The sequence below is a fragment of the Parashewanella sp. 2210YD4-3 genome (genome assembly GCF_056591735.1).
The window spans coordinates 1-21,299 of the sequence record NZ_JBWQOG010000009.1; the positions used below are offsets into that span (position 1 = coordinate 1).

The following is a 21,299-nucleotide window of genomic DNA, read 5'->3' on the forward strand; positions in this document are numbered from 1 at the left end:
AATTTGCATGTCTGAAATCGTCTTACCTAAGTAAGTTGATTTCGTTCCGTGCGGACTTCATCATTGATAGAATTTTTGTTAGCATCCGAAGATGTTAACTGGATGTTTCTATCTCTGCGAGTGTCCACACAGATTTGCTTGTTAGATTGTTAAAGAACATTGTGCTTTATTAGCACCCCGTTGAAGCATTCTCTTCAGCGGGTCAGGGCTGCGTATTCTACGCATTTCCCTGTGGCCGTCAACACTTTTTTTAAAGTTTTTTCAGGCCGTTTGAAAAGTGATTAAATCCTCTTCAAACCCTGACCCGTCTTGCTTGCTGCTACATCGCTGTAGTGCCTGCTGTGCCGTGTCAGTGGATGCGCATTATAGGGAGATTTTGAAACCGCGCAAGGGCTTTTTGAAAGAAAAACACGATTTTTTTACTGGATGGCTAGATACCCAGCAATACGTATAAAAAAAGGGCGCTTTTCGTGAAAAAGCCCCCTTTTATGTCGAAGAATTACCGTTTATGGTCCGAAGAATCGAGTTTCTTGTTCGACTTCTACTTCTTTATCCGTGTTTTCTTCTATCACTTTTATGTTGAACTTAGTAATAGGCAGTTTTAAGTCGTATGGATCTACTGCAATACTGATGGGCAAGGTATAAACTTTTCCTGCATCTACCTTAATGGTTTTTGGACCTACCCATTGATAGTCAGTTAATCCTTTGGCACTGAAATGATATTGCTGTGCTTGTTCCGTTTTATTAAGGATCTTTAAGGTATAGGTATTTTCAACCAAGCCCGCATCGGTTTCACGATAAAGTTGATTACGATCTCTGAGAATATCTAAACGAATTGGGTCAACATTAAATAGTGCCAATGTGAACACGCCAACCATGACTGCCATGGTAATTCCATAGCCGACGAGCTTAGGCCGCACTACATGTTCATGCTTACCTTCAAGTTTATTTTCGGTGGTGTAACTTATCAGGCCTTTGTCATAGCCCATTCGAGCCATCGTCTGATCACAGGCATCAATACACGAACCACAGTTAATGCATTCATACTGAAGTCCATTGCGAATGTCGATGCCGGTCGGACACACCTGTACACATAAATCACAGTCGATACAATCACCCAAACCGAGCTCTTTTGGATCTGCTTTACGTGAACGAGGGCCACGTGATTCACCGCGCTTGGTGTCATAACCCACAATAAAAGTGTTTTTATCAAACATCGCCGATTGGAATCGTGCGTATGGACACATATGAATACACATGATTTCACGCATCCAGCCCGCATTACCATAAGTGGCGAACATAAAGAACAACACCCAGAAATAAATCAATCCGGATGCTTGCAGGGTGAAAACCTCAGTATAGATTTCATTAGTTGGCACAAAGTACGACATAAATGTCATAGAAGTTAATAATGAAAAACTGAGCCAAGCGGTGTGTTTTGCGGTTTTTCGCCAGAGTTTATTGAAACTCCATGGCATTTTATCTAGCTTGATACGTTTATTACGTGAACCTTCGAGTTTTTCTTCAAACCAAATAAAGATAAAGGTCCATACGGTTTGCGGACAGGTGTAACCACACCAGACTCGCCCTAAATAGGTAGTGACAAAAAATAGTCCAAACGCGGCTATCATCAATAAAGCGGCGAGCAAGGTTAAGTCTTGTGGCCAGATAGTTAGGCCAAAAATATGAAACTTTTGTTCCGCTAGGTTAAAGTAGACTGCTTGCCTATCACCGTAAGGGATCCAAGGTAACAGCATAAAGCCTAGCATGGCAATCCAGCCCATGCGTCGCCTTAAAGTCGTCCATATTCCTTCTACTGCACGAACATAGATCTGGTTGCTTGGGTTAAATTTATCAACTTTATCTGCATCTGGTTGATGAATTTTGATTTGCTTGTCTTTTCGATAATCCTTTCGGGGGCGCTCTGCACTCATACCTATACCTACATTAATACTTCTGTATTTCTTATGCCCACATAGCATTGAGAATATATTCTCCCTTAATGCTATCGAGCTGGATGCGTTCACACGTTAATCGGTTTAAGGTGATATTGTGACTTATGGAATGTCGCAAATAAAATATTATGAACTTAAATTGTGTTTTATTTGATCTAAGTCAAGTATATTAGTAATTGCTAATATGATGTTTACTGCCTTAACAAATAAATCTAATCAATAAAGATCTAAACGAAGCAGTAACGTATCATTTCATTTTGCAACCACTCTCTGGTTACCTTTTCATGTTTTCTTCAAAATAGAGAGTAACAGTGAGCAGGTAATACATTCACCTTTAGGGCCTTTGATAATCATTTTTATTGAAATTGACTACGCTTGGCTGGCTGATGATTATAGAATCGACGGAATAAATATAATAGATACAGAAACCGATTTTTCACCTATAACAGTTTATCTTTTTTAAGGTTAACAATGTCTAAATATGAACAGTTGATGGCAAGCATCCGCAATCAAATAAATGATGGTGTTTGGGAAGTCGGTGAAAAATTGCCATCGCTACGCAAGCAATCATCGCTTTCAGGTTTGAGCCTAATGACTGTGCTTAGTGCTTATCAGGCATTGGAAAGCCAAGGCTTGATAGTTTCTCATCCTCGTTCTGGTTATACCGTCGCTCCTAAGATAACCACGCCGATATATAAAAAAACAAAGGCAAACTATCACGTTGCTGAAAGCATTAATAATAATGATCTGATCTTTGATGTACTTCAGAAAAGCCGGCAAAAAGATGTCATTAATTTTGGTTCCGCTTATCCAGATGCATCACTCTACCCTAGAGCCCAAATAAATCGCTCATTGGCTACTGCGGCTAAAACTATGCCTGCTTCATCGATGATTGATAATTTTCCTCCTGGAAATGAGGAACTGAGAAACATCATTTCAAAACGTTATGCCACCCAAGGATTGAGTGTTTCTCCAGATGAAATAGTTATCACCTCAGGGGCTTTAGAAGCACTTAACTTAAGTTTACAGTCTGTTACTCAACCTGGCGATTGGGTTATCGTTGAATCTCCAACCTTTTACGGCTCATTACAATCCTTAGAAAAACTAGGATTGAAAGCCTTAGCCATTCGCACTCATCCACAAACAGGGATTGATTTAGAAGCTCTTGAAATAGCGTTAAATACTCATGATGTTAAAGCTTGTTGGTTGATGACGAATCATCAAAACCCGATGGGTTTTACACTGCCACTTGAAAATAAGAAGCAACTTGCACGTTTATTGAGTCACTATAAAGTCTACTTGATCGAAGATGACGTCTATAACGAGTTATATGCCAGTAATCAAAAACCACTTCCCGCTAAAGCCTTTGAACACAGTGCCATGACAATGCACTGCTCATCATTTTCCAAGTCATTAGTTGCTGGTTTTCGAATTGGCTGGGTGGCTGCGGGTTCTCAAGCAACGGCCATTCAAAAATTACAGTTGATGACAACGATGGCAGCCAGTGCTCCAATGCAATTGGCTATGACCCGTTTCTTAACAACAAAAAGCTATGAAACGCATTTGCGCCAATTACGTAGAACACTCGCTCAAAGAAAGTACGCGATTTGGAAAGCAATGCGTGAACACATGCCCAGTGATGTCAATATTACCTTTTCTGAAGGGGGATATTTTATTTGGGTTGAGTTACCAGAAGAACTCAGTGCCTACGATTTATACTTAATAGCATTAGAACATAAAATTCATATCGCACCGGGGGCTATGTTCTCGCTGACAGATGAGTTTAATCATTGCTTTCGTTTAAATGCGTCTTTTGAATACTCTGATAAATGTGAAAACGGAATTAAGATACTTGCAGAATTGATAAAACAGAGCTTGCTCACTCAACATTAGTGGAGAGTGAGCCAAACATAATTATCGGATGTTTTGTGCAATCGACTTGTTCATCTCCTGCAACATGGTTTGCATACTGTTAATTAAACTTACGGTGACGTTATAAGTCTGTAAGATTTTTTGAAGTTGCAATTGTGATTGAGATACGAAATCAGATGCTCGGTTAGAGACGTTTTCCAATGCGTCTTTCACAGCTTCTAATTGACCTTTATTCAGCTTTGGACTGGAAATGGAATGACCATCTGAGTCTTTAAAATCAGTCAGGAAATTACCATGCCAAATATTTCCACCATCATTCCAACTTATTTCAGAACCATTGAGAGAAACATTAGCTGGCGACCCATTGAAGAACCACTTTCCATCTTTTTCAGTCAAGGTCCGGTGTGCAACGCTACCATTACTCCATTTAATATTGACGTTCATAGTGCCATTCGGAAACTTGTCCGTAAAATGACCATAGAGATAGGTATCAATGGATTTACCATCAATTTGTATACCATTTTCTCGCATATAATTGACAACGCTATCAGGCAAAGCATCAGCGCCTTTATCACCTTGCTTCGATACATCGGCAATTTTCTCATTAACCTGATTCGCCATGGTTTGAGCATCACGAGACACTTTGGCTTTTTCTTGCATTTGCAGGTATTTGGTATTGGCCAATTCAGACAGTAGATTCATAAATAAATAAAGCACGGCGATACCACCGGACAATACTTGATCACCCTGTTGAGCCAATTGATCATCCACCGACCATTTATCCATACCATCTACATCTTTGAGTTCCTCGGTATGCTGCGAAATATGATCATTAATAATGCTATTCATCGCCTCAGCTACTTGTTTGCTTTTTCGTTTGTCCACCTGATCCTGAACCCCTTGCAAGGCTCCATAATGCTGCTTAGGGTCCAGTTGGTGATGACTGTGAACAAGTGGTTGCATTGCCTCGATACCCATCAAAAACTCCTTATAAGACTTTATCGAATATTTTGTGCGATAGATTTATTCATTTCTTGCAGCATGGTTTGCATACTATTAATTAGACTGACAGTCACATTGTACGTCTGTAAAATTTTTTGCAGCTGTAGTTGTGATTGCGAAACAAAATCGGAAGCTCGATTGGATACGTTTTCAAGCGCATCTTTTACTGCTTCAAGTCGGCCTTTATCTAGTTTGACGTGAGGGATAGGCCTATCATCAATATGGTCGACTGCATGATAAACATCCGCCGGATTTTCAGAGACTGAAGGAATATCGGCCGTAAAAGTATATGTCTTACCTGTGTGATATTTTCGAGATATAGTTAATTTGTTTCCATCAACGTGAAAACATTGCGGAAAATCATCGGTATTTAAACAGCTAGGCTCATAGATTTCGCGGCCTTTATACATTTCTTTGTATTCAAAGGTTATCTGCCATGATTTATCACTGCCCATTCGCAGCTTTACATTTCTTACATCTGGATATGGGTTATGAACAGGCACAAATTGATAAGAGACGCCTTCAATTTTTTCTCCACCAGTCGCATTCCCGCCTTTATAAATACTTTTCACCGGCTTATCTGGCGTGCCATCTAAGTACTCATCAATGCTTTTACCATCAACCTGAATACCATTGTCTCTCATATAACGGATTACATCATCGGGTAACTCTGCCGACCCTTTATCACCTTGCTTCGAAACATCAGCAATTTTTTCATTAACTTCATTAGCCATAGTTTGAGCATCTCGAGATACTTTGGCTTTTTCTTGCATTTGAAGATATTTGGTATTGGCTAGCTCTGACAATAAATTCATAAATAAATACAATACAGCCACACCACCAGACAATACTGAGTCACCTTGGCCTGCTAACGCTCGATCAACGTCCCATTTATCCATACCATCAACATCTTTAAGCTCTTTTGTTTGTTGTGATATGTGATCTCGTATCATACTGTCTACGGCACTAGAAGCACTCTCATTCCTCTGAGTTTCCACCATATCTTGAACACCTTGCAGCGCTCCATAGTGCTGCTTAGGATCAAATAGGTGACTTTGATGCATTGGTTGCATGACTTCTACGCCCATTTTTTTACTTCCTTTTAAAGGCTATCGAATGTTTTGTGCAATAGATTTATTCATTTCTTGTAGCATGGTTTGAATACTGTTAATCAAACTAACTGTCACATTGTAGGTTTGCAGTATCTTCTGTATCTGTAGTTGCGATTGTGAGACAAAGTCTGAAGCTCGATTCGATACATTCTCAAGGGCATCTTTCACCGCTTCCAACTGACCTTTATCCAGCTTTTTGGAAGGATCATTTCCTAAAAAGTCATCAATCGATTTGCCATCGACTTTAATTTCATTGTTTTTCATATAGCTGATCACATCAGCGGGTAAGGCATCAGCGCCTTTATCACCCTGTTTGGACACATCAGCAATTTTTTCATTCACTTCATTAGCTTTACTTTGGGCATCTCGTGAAAATTTTGCTTTTTCTTGCATCTGCGTATATTTGTTATTTGCTAATTCAGACAACAAGTTCATAAAAGAATAAAGCACAGCAATACCGCCAGATAAAACGGAGTCACCACCTTGTGCAAGCTGGTAATCGGTATCCCACTTGTCCATACCGTCCACGCCTTGCAGCTTGGCCATCTGTTCACTAACGTGCTTATGCGCCTGCTGATCAATCTGCGACATCACTGACTGCTTACCGTTTTGGTTTAGCTTATTTTGCAAAGCATAAACATCTTCGCGATGACTATTCGAGTCCATAATTGCTGGATGACTTGCCCAGCTTGCTGATCCACTTTCTATACCCGGCATGCAGACTATTCCCTTGTCAGCTAATGAAAATCACAACTTAGATTTATATATAAAGGGTAGCTCGTATTTTTAGGGTTACAATTTTAGTCTCTGAAACGCGCTTTAATGAGATATAGAGATGTAAGGAGATGCATTACTTAAGCGAGGAAAATATAGGAGAAGATGCCTTGGAAAATAAAAAATGACCACCTTGAAATTCAACATGGTCACGTGACAAATCAAAAGCGGGCGACCAACCAGTCTTTGTTTTTACTGAAATACAAAGTACGAATTTTGCCTTTACCTTCGATGTTGACCATATTAACTTGAGTTGGCCAGAGATCACGAAGCGCGCCGTTATATAACTTGATGCCTTCTAAATGTGCAGGGAATTTCACTTCCTGATACACCCAAAAAAACTTACCTTCTACTTCATAGCCAACATTACTTAACTTGAGAGGTTTATCTTGCAATGTACGAGCAAAAAACTGCTTGGCAACGTAGGTCGCAAATTGTTGCTGAGTTTTTTTCGCATTTAAGATATCGGCGTTTCTATCAAACAAATCCTGAACGGCATGTTCAGTATCATGTAAATAAAAACGATGCATAACTTCGATTAACTGAGTGCGTTTATTAAACAACACCGTTGTCTCAGCGGCTTTTTGTTGATGGGCAAGCACTGGGCTTGCCATCAACATCAATAACACCGCAAGCAACAATGGCAAATTGCGAGCCATTACTTCTCCTTGCTTTGTTCTGTAGTTTTTGAGTTGTCTTGTTTCAACTCAGTTTTAATGTCTTGCATTATATCGCGGCGAACCTTGTCAGAAGATTTTTTCTTCTTATAGGCTTCAACACGTGATGGAATGATGCGACGAGGATAGTGGTTGTTTTCCATGTCTACATCGGCTGTTTCCCAATGTGGATCGACTGTCACACTGACCAGTTGTTTATTTTTGTCAGTGACAATCAGCTTACGAACCTGCTTAGGGCTACGACGCCAAATTTCCGCAGGCACATATTGCTCTTCGACGCTGCCATCGGCATAAGTCAATTCCAATAAGATAGGCATGACTAAACCACCAAGATTAGAAAACTCCAACACATAGTAGTTTTTATCTTCCTTCACCGCGCGCGCTAAAACTTTACGCTCCCACGGCTCTAACTCTTTTAAGAACTTTTGATATTTATTGCGCTCTTTATTGGTCACAGTAAAGCGGTCATTGTCATCGTAGAAATCGCTAACATCAGGATTTCTATCGATCCACAGCGTTTTACCTTCCGCTTTATTGCGTTCAACAAAGTAAGAGGTCGGTTTATCCTGCTCAATTTGACGCAAACGCCCATAATCAATATCAGGATTGTGCGTATCTAAACGCATCTGGTATACCTTATCGAGCGAGATGTCGACATGATCTGTGCTATAGAACCAGCCACGCCAGAACCAATCTAAATCCACACCAGATGCTTCTTCCATAGTTCGGAAGAAGTCCGAAGGCGTTGGACGCTTAAAGCGCCAGCGTTCTGAGTATTCTTTAAAGGCAAAATCAAACAGCTCACGCCCTAAGATCACTTCACGCAAGATATTCAACGCCGCCGCAGGCTTAGTATAAGCATTAGGACCTAAACGCAATACACTGTCAGACTGAGTCATGATTGGTACTTGGTTTTCGGACTTCATGTAACCGACGATATCACGTGGTTCTACGCCCCAAGGAATATTTGGATCCCACTCACGGCCAGCAACACCGTCAAGGAAGCTGTTAAGACCTTCATCCATCCAAGTCCACTGGCGCTCATCAGAGTTCACAATCATAGGAAAGTAAATGTGACCAACTTCATGGATCACCACGCCAATCAAGTAACGTTTTTCAGCTTGTGAATAAGTACGAGAGCCATCGTCTTGCAGCTCAGTTCGAGGGCCGTTAAAGGTGATCATCGGATATTCCATACCACCAACAGGGCCGTTGACTGACTGTGCGGTTGGATATGGGTAATCAAACGAGAATCGCGAATACACTTCCATGGTATGAACCACCGATTCTGTCGAATACTTCTTCCATAAGTCACCACCTTCTTTAGGGTAGAATGACATGGCCATTACAAACGGCATTTCATCGCCGCCTTGTTGATAGCCTTTGGCATCCCACATAAACTTACGTGATGATCCCCAAGCAAAGTCACGCACGTTTTCCGCTTTAAACTTCCACGTCTTACGTTTATCTGTACCGGCTTTTTCGTTTTCTAACGCTTCTTCTTCGGTAACAACAAATACTGGGCGTTTCGCGGTTTTTGCTTGCTCTAAGCGCTTGCGCTGAGTTTTTGTCAACACAGCTTTAGGATTATCCAGTACCCCTGTAGCACTGACAATGTGATCCGCTGGCACGTCAATTTCGACTTCATAATCACCAAATTCTAGGGTGAATTCACCACGACCTAAGAATTCTTTGTTGGTCCAAGCTTCGTAGTCGGTAAAGGCGTGTAAGCGTGGGAACCACTGAGCCAATAGATAGATATCATTTCCACCTTCGCGCGCATCATCAGGAAAGTGCTCATAGCCTGAACGTCCAGATACAGACGCTACTTCATTAATGTTAAAGGCAAAGTCGATTTGAAACTCAACATTTGAGCCAGACTTTAACGGCTTAGGCAGGTCGATACGCATTTGCGTACCGACAATGGTAAATTTTAAGGCTTTACCGTCATCATCTTTTACTGCTTGGATATCGTAGCCCAGTTTAACGTCGTCCATATATTGCTGACGGCGCAGTTCGCCTAAACTCAGTTTCGCTGGTGTTTGCGCATCACCGGCTTTGGTAAATGGACCACGACGACCGACACCACCAAAGTTGCTCGCAGCATTCGCAATCGAGTCTTCTTTGAAGATATTTTGATCTAACTGCACCCACAAATATTTCAATTTATAAGGAGAGTTATTATGGTAAGTGATCACTTCACTGGCGGTAATACGACGCTTTTTCTCATCAAGTGAGACCTTGATGTCGTAATCGACCTTTTGCTGCCAGTATTGCTCACCCGGCTCGCCTGCGGCACTGCGATACACATTGGGGGTAGGCAGGACTTCGTCTAATTGACGAAACTTATCTTCAAAATCGCCTTTGGTTTGTTTGATGGCAGTGGCATGAGCAGAGCTCACAACCGATAGGGCAAACAAGGCCAGCAGCGGTAACATTCCTTTAATTTTCATGATCGTAGGCGTAGCTCATTAAGGTTATTTTTATGGTATGGGAATCATTAAGGTACAGGCTCATAGAAGTGAGACTCAGGTAAGAGAAATGCTGGATTTACTCAGAACCCCCAATACTGATGACTTGTACATAAAATGATGCAAAGATTTTATTACAGTTATCCATATGTGTAAATTTGGTTTGTAAACTTTATTCTGCACTTACTTTTTATCATACAATACAATCTAACTCACTCGAACTTAGGCAGCTTGAACTTGCGGTGGTGAAAACTTATAACCTACCCCCCAAACCGTTTTGACTATGTCATCATTAAAATAATGGGATAATTTGGCTCTCAGTCTGTTGATATGACTGTTTACCGTATGCTCATAGCCTGAATAACTATACCCCCATACCGCTTCTAATAACTGCATGCGGCTGAAGACCTTTTGAGGGTGCTGAGCTAAGTATGATAATAAATCAAACTCTGTAGCGGTAAGTTCGATGGTTTGATTGTTACTGACCACTTCGCGGGTATCGGTATTAATAAGCATATCCGCAAATTGAAGATACGTATCCTTGGTGGGTTTGCTTTTGGTGAATCTTCTTAGTAAGACTTTCACTCTGGCTCTGAGCTCTAACACGCTAAATGGTTTGACGAGATAATCATCAGCACCAGATTCTAGACCCAACACAATGTCGGCTTCACTGCCCTTATTAGTAAGAAACATGATGGGAATTTCTTTTTGCTGCTCTAAGAGTTGCATACACAACATAAGACCTTCACCATCTGGTAACTGACGTTCCATCAAAACTAAATCAAAGTCTTGGGTATTCACATGGTGTTTAGCTTCAGATAGGTTTGAGCACTGCACCACCTCCAAATTGAGACTTTGTAAATTCAGCTGGATCAGGCTTGATAACTCATGATCTGCTTCCACTAACAAAATGCGTTTAGTGTTAGCCTCGTGAATATGTGCAGATATTGATTTCACATCGAGTTCCTCGGTGGTGTCTTGCCATCAATCCCAAATGAAGCGCTGCCACTTCAAATGAATCATTGTGGTTATAATGACCCGAGTACTCAAAAAAAGATTTCAAAAAGAAATTGCAGCACCAAGCTCAAACTTGTGTGCTGCATGTTTATGCGGGGACTATTTCACTCGCTCGATCAGCACACTCATGCCTGGGTTATCAAAGCGATGCGATGCTGAAAGTGTTGACCCAGTCAATCCATCATCGGCTGAAATTACGCCCGGATGAATATGTACTTTGTTGATGTCATCACGTTCAGGGTTATAGCCTTGACCGCCACCAGCAGGTCCTGGAACTGTGGCTTTAGTTTCAGTGTTCGCTTCAGTGCCAGCATCATAAATGTTGCCTCTAAAACTTACTGTTTGACCTACAGCTAAGCTTGAAAGATTGACACTTGATAAGCCTACAAATGCATCATTGGTGTTCACTGGCATGGTTAATACCGAAATTGGAACTAACTTATCCACATCAAAACTGATAGTGATTTCAGCTTTATTGCCGGGAAACAACTCACCTGAAGCCGACTGTACCTGTTCAACGCCTTTTTCAGCGCTAAAACCGCTGTTATTGCCAACCTCAGCTAAACGCTCTAATGCATTTGACGCTGGTTGTCCCGCCGTAAATTGCGGATAATTAGCCTGATGCGCCACAACCGTTACCGGAGAAAATGGCTGGTTGGCCGTTAAGTTAGTCACCGTAACTTTATATTCCTGTTTTACAACAGGTGTATCTTTTGGTGGCTCAACCTGACTGTTATTGTCATTAGAACTTGGGCAACCTGTGAGAATGAGAGTACTGGCAACAATCGCCATTCCTCCTATGGTTTTAGAAAATTGCACTTTCATGATTAGGCTCCCTTTATTTCACTGTAACAACAACACGTGCGACAGGGTTTAACCAGCGATGAACTCGACTATCGAGATCACTAATACCACCAGATGTATCTGTATCACCTAGAACTCCCGGATGAATGTGCACTTTATCGTTACTTGAACCATCTGTAACGCCTGTGCCACCCGTTCCTGCATCTTTACCTGGAGCAACAGGAATGCCTAATACGCCAGCCATTCCAGAGCCTTCAAGAACTAGCTCATTATTGGCTTCAGTGCCTGCATCATAACCATTAAGATTTAGCGTGTAAGTGCCTTTCTCTGTTGGTATTTTCCAATTGCTTAAACCAATAAAGGCATCGTTGGTTGGTAAGATCATTGCAACAACAGAAAGGTATTTTCTGTCGCCCGTATCAAAAGAGAATTTATCGGTTTTACCCGATGGTGCTAACAACCCGTTTGCTGGGTTTTTTACGGTCACGCCATTTGCACCTTCGACTAAGGTGACTAAATCATCAATAGCACCACCTTCTGCCATTTTTTGTAATTCTGGTGATGCTTTTTCACCCGCTTTAAATAAAGAAGTGTCAGCACCATGCGCCGCCACTAAAATAGGCGTAAAGTGATTACCATGTGTAAGGTTCGTTACCGAAATTTCAAGCTGAGCAGCCGTCGCAGGTAAAGATACCACAGCGGTTAACATCATCGATTTTACTAGGGTTTTAAGGTTCATTTTTTTATCTCCAGATCAAGGTTTGGATGTCTGGAAATAAGTGTGGCGGCTAAACTTCACTTTACCGTGTCTAAAGATTCACAAAATTATCACGATTGTCTCTTTTTTTAGCGATAAAGACAGAAAGCGAGTCAAAATAACTCGCTTTATAAAAAGAATCTGAAGCTCAAAGTGCACTGTATACCACCGAAGTCATCGCGGCTAAACCACATATAACTGTGAATATTTGTGCTGGCAATGATGTTTTATATTTTGCCATTGCAGGGACTGTATTCATGGTAAACACGGGCATTAAAAACAAAATGGCAGCAATCATTGGTGCCCCTATGGTTTCAATCATGCCTAAGATACTCGGATTTATGATTGCCACAATCCAAGTTGCCACAACAATAAAGCCCAAAGAGGCTTTTTCAATCATTGTCACCGGATAATTAGAGCGAGATTTAGCTAAGCCCACTAAACCTTCATGGGCACCGAGGAAATGCCCAAAATAACTGGAAGTGATCGCGGCAAAGGCAACTAAAGGGCCGAGTAAAGAAATCATTGGTGATTGATGCGCATTAGCCAGATACGATAGCACACTGATGTTTTGCGCTTTTGCTTCTGCTAACTGCTGCGGCGATAACGATAACACCACAGAAAATACAAAAAACATCACAAACCCCATTAGCATCACAGCTGCGCCACCTGTGATCTTATCGGTTTTGTATACCGCGCCTTCTCCGTATTGCAAACGTTGCTCTTTAGAAAATTGGCTGATCACTGGACTATGGTTGAAGGAAAACACAATCACAGGAATAGCAAGCCAAATTATCGCTGGCATAGCACTCCAATCAGGGCTTACCGACATCATTGAAGTATTCCAATCAGGGATCAAATACACAGACAATGCCAGCAGAATAAACACCAAAGGATACACTAGAGCTGAAGTTACCTTTAGCATCAGTGCTTTACCAAATACCACTCCAGCTGTCATGCCTAAGACCAAAATACCCGATAACAGCCACCGAGGCATAGACGCCATGCCTAACTGATGCACCATAAATGAATCCACAGTATTGGTAATGCCAACTCCGTAAATCAATACAATCGGAAAGATCGCGAAGAAGTAAGCAAAGGTGATAAGGTTGGCTCCCGTTTTGCCAAAATGCTCTTCAACGGTATCGGTAATATCTGAATCAGCTTTTTTGGCCGACAACACAAACCGAGCAAGCCCTTTATGAGCAAACCAAGTCATCGGTGCTGCAATCAACGCTAAAATTACTAACGGCCAGAATCCACCAGCTCCGGCTTTAATTGGCAGAAATAGAACGCCTGCACCAACAGCGGTACCAAATAAAGATAAAACCCAAGTAACATCTTGATATGTCCACTTGTTCTTATGAGTGGGCGTATTAACTGGATTGGAAGTAAACGGCATAAACCTCGCCTTAAGGATTAAATTTTTCTTTGAAACTTAATCCTTAAAACTTAAAAACACCATGACATCTACTTCAGAGTGCGACTTAGTGCACAACCGATAGCAATAGACAGCTATCAATTTAGACTCAATCAAGCAGGATAGGCAGTTGAAACGAAAACGTCACTCCTCCCATTAGCGAAGTATCTACCTCTCTTATCATTTCCACTAAATACCCTTGTTCATGAATTGCCAGTTGTTGCTGAGCAGCAAGCGTAAAGAGGGAGTCAAGGGCCGCACTGTAGGCCACATCCGAATTTATGCACACTTCAATACAAAGATAGTGCCCTTCTGGGATGCTAAAATCGTGTTTTGATTCATCAACCATCCAATCTCCAAGGACATACTCTATGTGTTCCCAAGAGTTATTTAGTTGACTGATTGGCGTCACTCCGAATAGATGAGTCGCTTTTTCCCCAAGTAATTCAATCAAAGTATCCCAGTTAGGATCTGCATCAGTTTGTTTTTTCATCCCTCGCTTAGGATACCAAATCAACTCAGCCGATATTGATTGAGCCAATTTCGTTTCAATTGATTGGTGTTGTCCCGGGTGCGCCAGCTTAGCTATAAATTCAGCACTTTGAGTCGGCGTACATTCAAGTGCCATTTTTCGAATGGTTTTGGCAGTAACTCCTAATCCACGTTTCAACGCTTTACCTAAGGCTTGTGATGAAGAAAAACCGCATTGTTGAGCGATATTGGTAATAGAATCACCCTGCTCTCGAAACAATAAATTCACAGCCATTTGCAACCGTAATCGACTGAGGTATTGCCCCGGCGTTTCATTAAATAACGCCGAGAACTGACGATGAAAATGATAAGGCGAAATCGCACTTTCTATGGCAATTTGCTCCCATGAGCCCAGTTTATTCTGCTGGTCGTGCATCAAGGTTAACGCATGGGTAAAACGCTTTTGCATATGCTCAGGCAAAGATTCCAGCAATGCTAACTCTGGAACCAAGGTAAACACGGGACTTTCTTGTTCAGACATAATGCAATAGTTAGTGAAACAACGGCATTACTATTGCCCGATAACAAAATAATTTCAACTCTCTACAATACATCTGCTTGTTGTTGTGGCCGTTTTCGAGACGTTACCCCAAGTAAAATAGGGATCAGTAACAGCGTTACTGTTGTCGCAAATAGCTCACCAAAAACTAAGGATACTACCGCAGGCTTTAGATATTGAGCTTGTTCAGCCGTTTCCAGCAGCAGTGGCAGTAATCCACAAACGGTAGTTACTGTAGTGAGAAAAATGGCTCTTAGCCTCCCCGTACCTGTATTCACAATCGCCGTTTTTAGTGGCACGCCACTTCGATATTCAGCATTAAAGCGAGTGATCAATACCAAAGAGTCATTAATAACAATCCCTGTCATCGCCATCATCCCGAAAAGAGATAAAATACTGATAGGCAGATCCATAAAATAATGACCAAAAATTGCCCCTGCAAAACCGAACGGGATGACAGCCATGATGATCATAGGCTGCCAGTACGATTTGAGCGGGACCGCCAGCAAAATGTATACTAACAACAAGGTCAAAATCATCGCCGAGCGGAATCCACTTGATACCTCACCAATTTCTTCAAATTCGCCTCCCGCTTTAATTTTTGCAGCAGGAAATTGCAGCTCTAGAGTTTGTATAGTGCCTTTCAATTGTGCCAATGTTTGCTCTGGAGATTGAATATCGCGATTTTGCTTCCAATACAGATTAATCACTTGCTCACGATTACGGCGATGCAATACCTGAGGCTCAAGCTCATGATGAAACTCAGCAATATCCCCCAATAAAACGCTCTTCCCCTTAGAAACTTGTATTAAAGTCTGCTTTAACTGTGCCAATGTACGTCGCTCTGAGCGCGGATATCGCAATAGCACTTTGGTTTCTTGTCCTTGATCCAATAAACGATGGATTTCTCGTTCACCAAACGCCATTCCAGCCAAATGTGCCAATCTCTCTTGAGTCAGTCCGAGCTGTTTACCATATTGATTTAACACCAGACGCACCTGTGGCTGCCCGCCTTGAGCATCATCGTACACATCGGCCACTCCGGGTAAGCTCGCCAATTTGTCGGCTAATTGGCGACTGACTTGTTTAGCTAACTCCCTATCACGAGCAGAGATAGAAATTAGTGTCCCACCCGCTGGCGACTCTGCGGCGGCAAATTGAGTAGAATAGGCACCTTCAATTTCTCCGGTCTTTTTTCGCCAAAGCCCTATCAATAAATTACTGGGCAATACACTTAATGCTTCACTAGTGAGCTCTGCCGTTACTTCTATCGTGCCGTAACCATCAGAAGACGCTAATAAATTGACCACTGGAGACTGCTTCAGCTTATGTTGTTGCATTAAGGTCTGCTTAACGGTATCCATTGCCCTTTCAAGTTGCACCATAGCCTTACGCTGCAAAGGAAGTGGGGCACCATCTTCAAGCTCGACTTTAGCGGTAATATATCGGCCAGGAATTTCAGGAAAAAGGGATGAACGAATCGCTCCAGTACTCCACATACCATAGGCCAGTACAATAAACGCAATAAATCCGAGCAAGGAAGCAAATTTATAATTAAGAACAGCTTCTAATGTCGGCTTATAGACGTTGAAGTTAAACCAATTCAACCCGTTTTGCGCCACAGATTGAATTCTACTGATAAAGCCTACAGACTTTGGTTGCATAGACAATTGCGCCAAATGTGAAGGCAGAATAAATTTACTTTCAACCAAGGAAAATGAGAGTGCAAAAATCACGACGGCCGAAAATCCCGCAAGCACTTTGGCAAAATCATTGTTAATCCACAGCATGGGCGAGAACGCCGCTATGGTCGTCAAGACACCAAAGACAGTGGCCACTGAAACTGAATGCACTCCGTGCCAAGCGGCTTGACGACCGTCAGAGTACTCACTGCGTTTATCATGGATGGCTTCACCGACCACCACGGCATCATCGACTAAAATGCCCAGCACCAAAATAAAACCAAACAAGGTAATATCATTGATACTGTAGTCCGTTAAATACATACCAGCGATGGTTCCTGCAATGGCAACCGGGATCCCTACAGCCACCCAAAATGCCAATCGCACTTCCAAAAAAATACCCAATAACACGATGACAATAAGCAACCCTTGCCATGCGTTATCACCTAAACGAAACAGCTGGTCTTGAATGTATGGCGCCATATCAGCCATAGTGTCGAGTTTAATATCAGCAGGAAGTGTTTGCCGTTGTTGAGCCAATGTTTGCTCAATAGCTTTACTGATATTAAGTAAGTTGTCTCGTTGGCTGGTACTGATCAACAATGCAATAGCATTAATGCCATTATTCCTAACGATGGCACCACTACGCTCGTACCCTCGACTCACTTTTGCAATATCACCAAGAACAACTGTCCCACTTGGTTGGGACAAAACCGCTAGTTCCTTTAACTTTTGAACATCATCTGCATAGCCGTCTCCACGAATGAGCATTCGGCCGCTACTACTGATCAACTCACCCGTTCGAGATATCAACGACATTTTTTCAATAGCGAAAGCCAAATCCTCAAAACTCAGCCCAAGGCGCTTAAGTTGCACAGGATCAGGTTCAATCAGTAATTGTGGCTGCCGACTTCCCCAGTTAGACACTTTGGAGATCATCGGATTAGCTTTTAATGCTTGTTCCACCTGCCTAGCTATCGGTTGTAACTCTTTATCACTGCGTTTGCCCGAAATCACCACGAACGCCGCAAGATTCGTAAATTCATTACGAACAACCTGTGGCTTTTCTGCTTGAGTGGGAAAACCAGAGATGGCATTAACTCGGTTTCTCACATCATCCAGCAGCTTGTTCAAATCTACATTACTGTTTTTTTGCACTACAACACTTGAGCTGCCTTCGCTGGACTGACTGGTAACTTGTTTGATGCCTGCAATATCACTGATGGATTCTTCAATCCGCTGGGTTACACTCTCATCAATTTGCTTGGCACTGCCACCAGGATAAGCGGTATTGATGACAATCGATGAAGGAGCAATTTGCGGAAACGATTCGACTCGCATTTGCCCAAAGGTCAAACCACCACCGATAATGATGGCGGCCATAAGTAGATTCGCGCCAACAGGATTATTAATAAACCACTTTGTTAGCCAACTCATTGTTTTGCCTCCGCCTTAACGGTCAAAGGCTGCGGAGAAACTCGCTGACCACTGAGCAACGACTGCACAGGATAAACGACAACCTGCCGCGCTTTTGCACTATGGTCGTTAAAGCGTGCATAGACTTGTTCACCCGTTTGCCCCAATTGCTCAACCCATTCTTTTTGCAGACGGTTCTTCGCATCTAAAGTCCAAACATAACCATCCCGAGTAATAGCACTCAATGGCAAAATCACAATATTAGGCTGAGGTTTAAGGCTGAGTTTCACTTTCACCTGTTGATTGGACAATAACGGTGTATCTCCTTGATAAGGCTGATTCACCGACAAAACCATTTGCCTTTGGCGAGTCGTACTGTCCATTTTAGGCGCAACATATCGAAGTTGAGCAGGCCAATCATTACCACTTCGGCTATGAACGTCAAAACGAAGGTTTTTTAATTGAGGTTGAATGAGTTGCCAATGAAGCTCAGAGATCGGTAGGTCAACATCTAACGCATCGCTTGAAGCTAGCTCAAATAGCACTTGGCCCGCCGTTAGCCATTCATCAGGGCTAACAATACGCTCAAGTACAATCGCATTATAAGGCGCACGAATTTCGGCTTCAGAAAGTAATTTTTGTGCGCTAGCATAAGCTTGCTTTGCCTGTTTAAGCTCTGCCGTTGCAACAGCAACTTGCGGCTCTTTTCGTGCAAAAGATGATGTATTACTTGAGGGCAATACAGATAGCGCCACAGTTTGTTCGTGTTTCACTTGCTTTAAATTCAAACCAGCCTGCTCAAGATTACTGAACGCTTGCGCCAAATTACTTTTCAATTCATTAGTATCTAGCTTGGCTAACAATGTGCCTTTGTTAACAATCACTCCTGGCTCAATATCAGGATTTAACCATGCCAGTTGCGCATTGCTTGATGCCTTAAGTTGGATTGGCCACCGAGTAGCTGTAATGGCAAGTAAAGTTAAATTGGGACTGTGCTCTTTAGGAAATACTTTTTGTACTGTTACTGGTGTATAAGTTTTCGTTTTTTTTGCAATTGAAGTTGGTTCAGGGCTTAACAACGTCACCACAGCCAATGCCAAAATGATAGCTCCGCTTCCAATAAGTACAGCAAACTTATTATTAAAAGACATTCTAGATCTCCTCACTGTTTTTTTCAGAAGTAGGCAGGTTAAGGCGTTGACTGATTTCCATTAAACGAGATAAGACTTGAAGCGTGACGGGTAGCATAACGGCTACTTGTACAAACTCAAGGGAGTAAGTCACAATAGAAAATACTTGGCCTACGCTCGGTTCTATCAAGCCGCTGACCATCCATAAGTTCGCTAGTACTGCAGAAAATAACACAATAAAAATCAGCCCATACACCAAAGCTTCTGTATCAGACAGTTTGATTTCACAGCGTTTAAGCGCCACAAAATGCGCTCGAATCGCTGCAAATGATAAGCCACTCAAAACATGCACTTGCTGCTCAACTTGATCATTCAACGCCCCATTTAACCGCGTAAATTGTTTATGGAATGCCGCATAAATCAACAGAATACCGAGCCCAGCACCCAGCACACACAGTGCTAGATTGAGATGGAATGTCGCCAAAATGATAACGGTCGCGACCAACTGTACAACGGCCGAAATCAACGAGGGTAAGTCCTCTTCTAAGAAGTCTACCAACTCTCTGGACATGGTTAAACGCGCACCTTTTACCGAGACTGAAGAGCTTCGTAAATTACGCTCCACCAGTGTAGAGAGCCGAACTCTGATCTCTCCATACACTCGGGTATCATAAATACGCCGAAGTACACTCACTACAACTAACCCCAGTAATATCAAGGCAAATATCACCAATGGCTGCATGTTTTGCTTCAGCACACCGTCAATAGCAAAGCCAATAAAGAGCGGCAATAAGATCATAAACACATTTTCAATCAGCACCATTAACCATGTAAACATGACCTTTAGAGGATTGAAATGCATGAGAGAACGGAGGGTAATGGGTTGTTTATACAGCACGGCTAACTCCAATAATCGCTATGGCATTAGTATCGTATAAAGATGCGCGTAAAACGTGTCCCAGATTGCTGTTTTCATCGAACACCACCACAAAAGATGAACGGAAAATGAAATTTGGTCCAGCTTTATTTTCAATAGAATTCTGTTTGGTATATTACGCAGCACTAATATCTGATAATCCCCCTAACAAAACAAATTAGGTTAGCTATGGCCTCGAATACCATATCATCACAAATAAAAAGGGGAGCATGTACATGGGATGGCTCTTTAAGTGATATAGCACTGAGTTTACGTCCCGAAAATAAACGACAACAAGCTACATTAGACGTCCTCTTTCTAGATTCAATACACACTAGTGCTGATCTGGTGTACAGCATTCACTTTCAGGGACATCGCTGGAGAGCAGATACACAATACTGTCGTTCTATGTTTGATTTTTGTACAAGCCGCAGAATAAAAAAAGAACTAGAAGCAACCTTATTTCAGAAGTGGAAACCCATTCGTCATATGGAAGCTAAAGGAGGCTTCGCCTATTGCCATTTCTTTAAAGGTGAAACGAGCGGCTCAGAACGAAGGAGGCCACCACAAGCTTGTGCTATTGGCAACTCGCAAAATGTCGATGATGATGTAGATGATTTCGTTGTCGTTTCCACCCCGCTACTCTCGCAAGAAAGCACGACAGATCCTCAAACCACCCGTGAAGCTATTGTTAACGCCTCAAATCTCGTGCCATTCAGTGATTATTATCCTGCAATAGAAAAATGGGTAGCTGAGGAGAACTTGCAGCATTGTAAAATTAGCCATCGGGTTGAAGTTGAAGAACAGTACTTACTGAACGCAATGCAACAAATTCGCAAACACGATCTACCCGATGCGAATGCGAAAGTAGTGTTAGTTCCTGTCACGCTGACAAATAGAGGGCTTTTCAAAGGCCTTCATGCCGTTCTCGCCGTGATAACAAAAGAGAGGATATTTATTGTGGATCCCAAGCCGAATATATACCCATTTCCTTTACACTCCCTAAGTACCAGTTTCCAACCTCGTTATAACAGTAGCGATTGTGCTCGCTATACCTTATACACTCTAAAATCTTTACTCCCGAAACTGGAACAACACTGCATTAATCAAACGCAAGCTTCTAAGGAGGGACTGCTTCTTACTGAGCAACAACTTCACAATTACTTAATCACTATTCCACCAAAAAACCGGAGACAAATTAATCAGTTGTTAGCAGAAGATGGCAGTGTAATAAAAAGCGAACGTTGTTAATAAAAAACCGCCA

Annotated in this window: 16 protein-coding genes; 2 read left to right on the forward strand and 14 right to left on the reverse strand. The window is 42.0% G+C overall.

Going from position 1 to position 21,299, the window contains the following annotated elements; translation table 11 throughout:
* Window positions 1-506 precede the first annotated feature (506 nt).
* Complete coding sequence (gene ccoG / locus AC1EU0_RS13565) at window positions 507-1,934, reverse strand: cytochrome c oxidase accessory protein CcoG (protein WP_480303002.1); 1,428 nt, start codon at window positions 1,932-1,934, stop codon at window positions 507-509.
* Between the two features lie 492 nt (window positions 1,935-2,426).
* On the opposite strand from ccoG, the gene AC1EU0_RS13570 reads away from it, so the two are divergent.
* Window positions 2,427-3,848 (forward strand): aminotransferase-like domain-containing protein, encoded by a 1,422-nt coding sequence (locus AC1EU0_RS13570; RefSeq protein ID WP_480303003.1) that lies wholly within the window; start codon window positions 2,427-2,429, stop codon window positions 3,846-3,848.
* Window positions 3,849-3,869: 21 nt separating this feature from the next.
* Here AC1EU0_RS13570 and AC1EU0_RS13575 read toward each other — a convergent pair whose 3' ends face one another.
* The 13 genes from AC1EU0_RS13575 to AC1EU0_RS13635 form a co-directional block, all read right to left on the reverse strand.
* Window positions 3,870-4,805: a secretion protein EspA gene (locus AC1EU0_RS13575; RefSeq protein ID WP_480303004.1), complete on the reverse strand. Its 936-nt coding sequence runs from the start codon at window positions 4,803-4,805 to the stop codon at window positions 3,870-3,872.
* A gap of 20 nt (window positions 4,806-4,825) precedes the next feature.
* Window positions 4,826-5,917: a hypothetical protein gene (locus AC1EU0_RS13580; protein WP_480303005.1), complete on the reverse strand. Its 1,092-nt coding sequence runs from the start codon at window positions 5,915-5,917 to the stop codon at window positions 4,826-4,828.
* 21 nt (window positions 5,918-5,938) lie between these two features.
* Complete coding sequence (gene sseB, locus AC1EU0_RS13585; protein ID WP_480303006.1) at window positions 5,939-6,658, reverse strand: type III secretion system translocon protein SseB; 720 nt, start codon at window positions 6,656-6,658, stop codon at window positions 5,939-5,941.
* A 218-nt stretch (window positions 6,659-6,876) separates the two neighbouring features.
* Complete coding sequence (locus AC1EU0_RS13590) at window positions 6,877-7,362, reverse strand: DUF6702 family protein (protein ID WP_480303139.1); 486 nt, start codon at window positions 7,360-7,362, stop codon at window positions 6,877-6,879.
* 11 nt (window positions 7,363-7,373) lie between these two features.
* Window positions 7,374-9,845, reverse strand: coding sequence for a M1 family metallopeptidase (locus tag AC1EU0_RS13595; RefSeq protein WP_480303007.1), 2,472 nt, complete (start codon window positions 9,843-9,845; stop codon window positions 7,374-7,376).
* A 240-nt stretch (window positions 9,846-10,085) separates the two neighbouring features.
* Window positions 10,086-10,820, reverse strand: coding sequence for a response regulator transcription factor (locus AC1EU0_RS13600; protein WP_480303008.1), 735 nt, complete (start codon window positions 10,818-10,820; stop codon window positions 10,086-10,088).
* A gap of 159 nt (window positions 10,821-10,979) precedes the next feature.
* On the reverse strand, window positions 10,980-11,705 hold the full coding sequence (locus AC1EU0_RS13605; protein ID WP_480303009.1) for a spondin domain-containing protein: 726 nt from the start codon (window positions 11,703-11,705) through the stop codon (window positions 10,980-10,982).
* Between the two features lie 13 nt (window positions 11,706-11,718).
* Complete coding sequence (locus tag AC1EU0_RS13610) at window positions 11,719-12,423, reverse strand: spondin domain-containing protein (RefSeq protein ID WP_480303010.1); 705 nt, start codon at window positions 12,421-12,423, stop codon at window positions 11,719-11,721.
* 166 nt (window positions 12,424-12,589) lie between these two features.
* Window positions 12,590-13,843 (reverse strand): aromatic amino acid transport family protein, encoded by a 1,254-nt coding sequence (locus tag AC1EU0_RS13615; protein WP_480303011.1) that lies wholly within the window; start codon window positions 13,841-13,843, stop codon window positions 12,590-12,592.
* Between the two features lie 127 nt (window positions 13,844-13,970).
* Window positions 13,971-14,873, reverse strand: a complete 903-nt coding sequence (locus AC1EU0_RS13620; RefSeq protein ID WP_480303012.1) for a helix-turn-helix transcriptional regulator — start codon at window positions 14,871-14,873, stop codon at window positions 13,971-13,973.
* Between the two features lie 62 nt (window positions 14,874-14,935).
* Window positions 14,936-18,010, reverse strand: coding sequence for an efflux RND transporter permease subunit (locus tag AC1EU0_RS13625; RefSeq protein ID WP_480303013.1), 3,075 nt, complete (start codon window positions 18,008-18,010; stop codon window positions 14,936-14,938).
* Window positions 18,007-19,140, reverse strand: a complete 1,134-nt coding sequence (locus tag AC1EU0_RS13630) for an efflux RND transporter periplasmic adaptor subunit (protein WP_480303014.1) — start codon at window positions 19,138-19,140, stop codon at window positions 18,007-18,009. Before AC1EU0_RS13630 ends, AC1EU0_RS13625 begins: the two co-directional genes overlap by 4 nt.
* Before the next feature lies 1 nt (window position 19,141).
* Complete coding sequence (locus tag AC1EU0_RS13635; protein WP_480303015.1) at window positions 19,142-20,017, reverse strand: ABC transporter six-transmembrane domain-containing protein; 876 nt, start codon at window positions 20,015-20,017, stop codon at window positions 19,142-19,144.
* 207 nt (window positions 20,018-20,224) lie between these two features.
* On the opposite strand from AC1EU0_RS13635, the gene AC1EU0_RS13640 reads away from it, so the two are divergent.
* Window positions 20,225-21,286 (forward strand): hypothetical protein, encoded by a 1,062-nt coding sequence (locus AC1EU0_RS13640; protein WP_480303016.1) that lies wholly within the window; start codon window positions 20,225-20,227, stop codon window positions 21,284-21,286.
* The last annotated feature ends 13 nt before the right edge of the window (window positions 21,287-21,299 follow it).

What these genes read in the sequence shown, in the direction of transcription:
- ccoG (WP_480303002.1), bottom strand. Translation starts at nt 1,934, where the DNA reads ATGAGTGCAGAGCGCCCCCGAAAGGATTATCGAAAAGACAAGCAAATC.
- AC1EU0_RS13570 (WP_480303003.1), top strand. Translation starts at nt 2,427, where the DNA reads ATGTCTAAATATGAACAGTTGATGGCAAGCATCCGCAATCAAATAAAT.
- AC1EU0_RS13575 (WP_480303004.1), bottom strand. Translation starts at nt 4,805, where the DNA reads ATGGGTATCGAGGCAATGCAACCACTTGTTCACAGTCATCACCAACTG.
- AC1EU0_RS13580 (WP_480303005.1), bottom strand. Translation starts at nt 5,917, where the DNA reads ATGGGCGTAGAAGTCATGCAACCAATGCATCAAAGTCACCTATTTGAT.
- sseB (WP_480303006.1), bottom strand. Translation starts at nt 6,658, where the DNA reads ATGCCGGGTATAGAAAGTGGATCAGCAAGCTGGGCAAGTCATCCAGCA.
- AC1EU0_RS13595 (WP_480303007.1), bottom strand. Translation starts at nt 9,845, where the DNA reads ATGAAAATTAAAGGAATGTTACCGCTGCTGGCCTTGTTTGCCCTATCG.
- AC1EU0_RS13605 (WP_480303009.1), bottom strand. Translation starts at nt 11,705, where the DNA reads ATGAAAGTGCAATTTTCTAAAACCATAGGAGGAATGGCGATTGTTGCC.
- AC1EU0_RS13610 (WP_480303010.1), bottom strand. Translation starts at nt 12,423, where the DNA reads ATGAACCTTAAAACCCTAGTAAAATCGATGATGTTAACCGCTGTGGTA.
- AC1EU0_RS13615 (WP_480303011.1), bottom strand. Translation starts at nt 13,843, where the DNA reads ATGCCGTTTACTTCCAATCCAGTTAATACGCCCACTCATAAGAACAAG.
- AC1EU0_RS13620 (WP_480303012.1), bottom strand. Translation starts at nt 14,873, where the DNA reads ATGTCTGAACAAGAAAGTCCCGTGTTTACCTTGGTTCCAGAGTTAGCA.
- AC1EU0_RS13625 (WP_480303013.1), bottom strand. Translation starts at nt 18,010, where the DNA reads ATGAGTTGGCTAACAAAGTGGTTTATTAATAATCCTGTTGGCGCGAAT.
- AC1EU0_RS13630 (WP_480303014.1), bottom strand. Translation starts at nt 19,140, where the DNA reads ATGTCTTTTAATAATAAGTTTGCTGTACTTATTGGAAGCGGAGCTATC.
- AC1EU0_RS13640 (WP_480303016.1), top strand. Translation starts at nt 20,225, where the DNA reads ATGGCCTCGAATACCATATCATCACAAATAAAAAGGGGAGCATGTACA.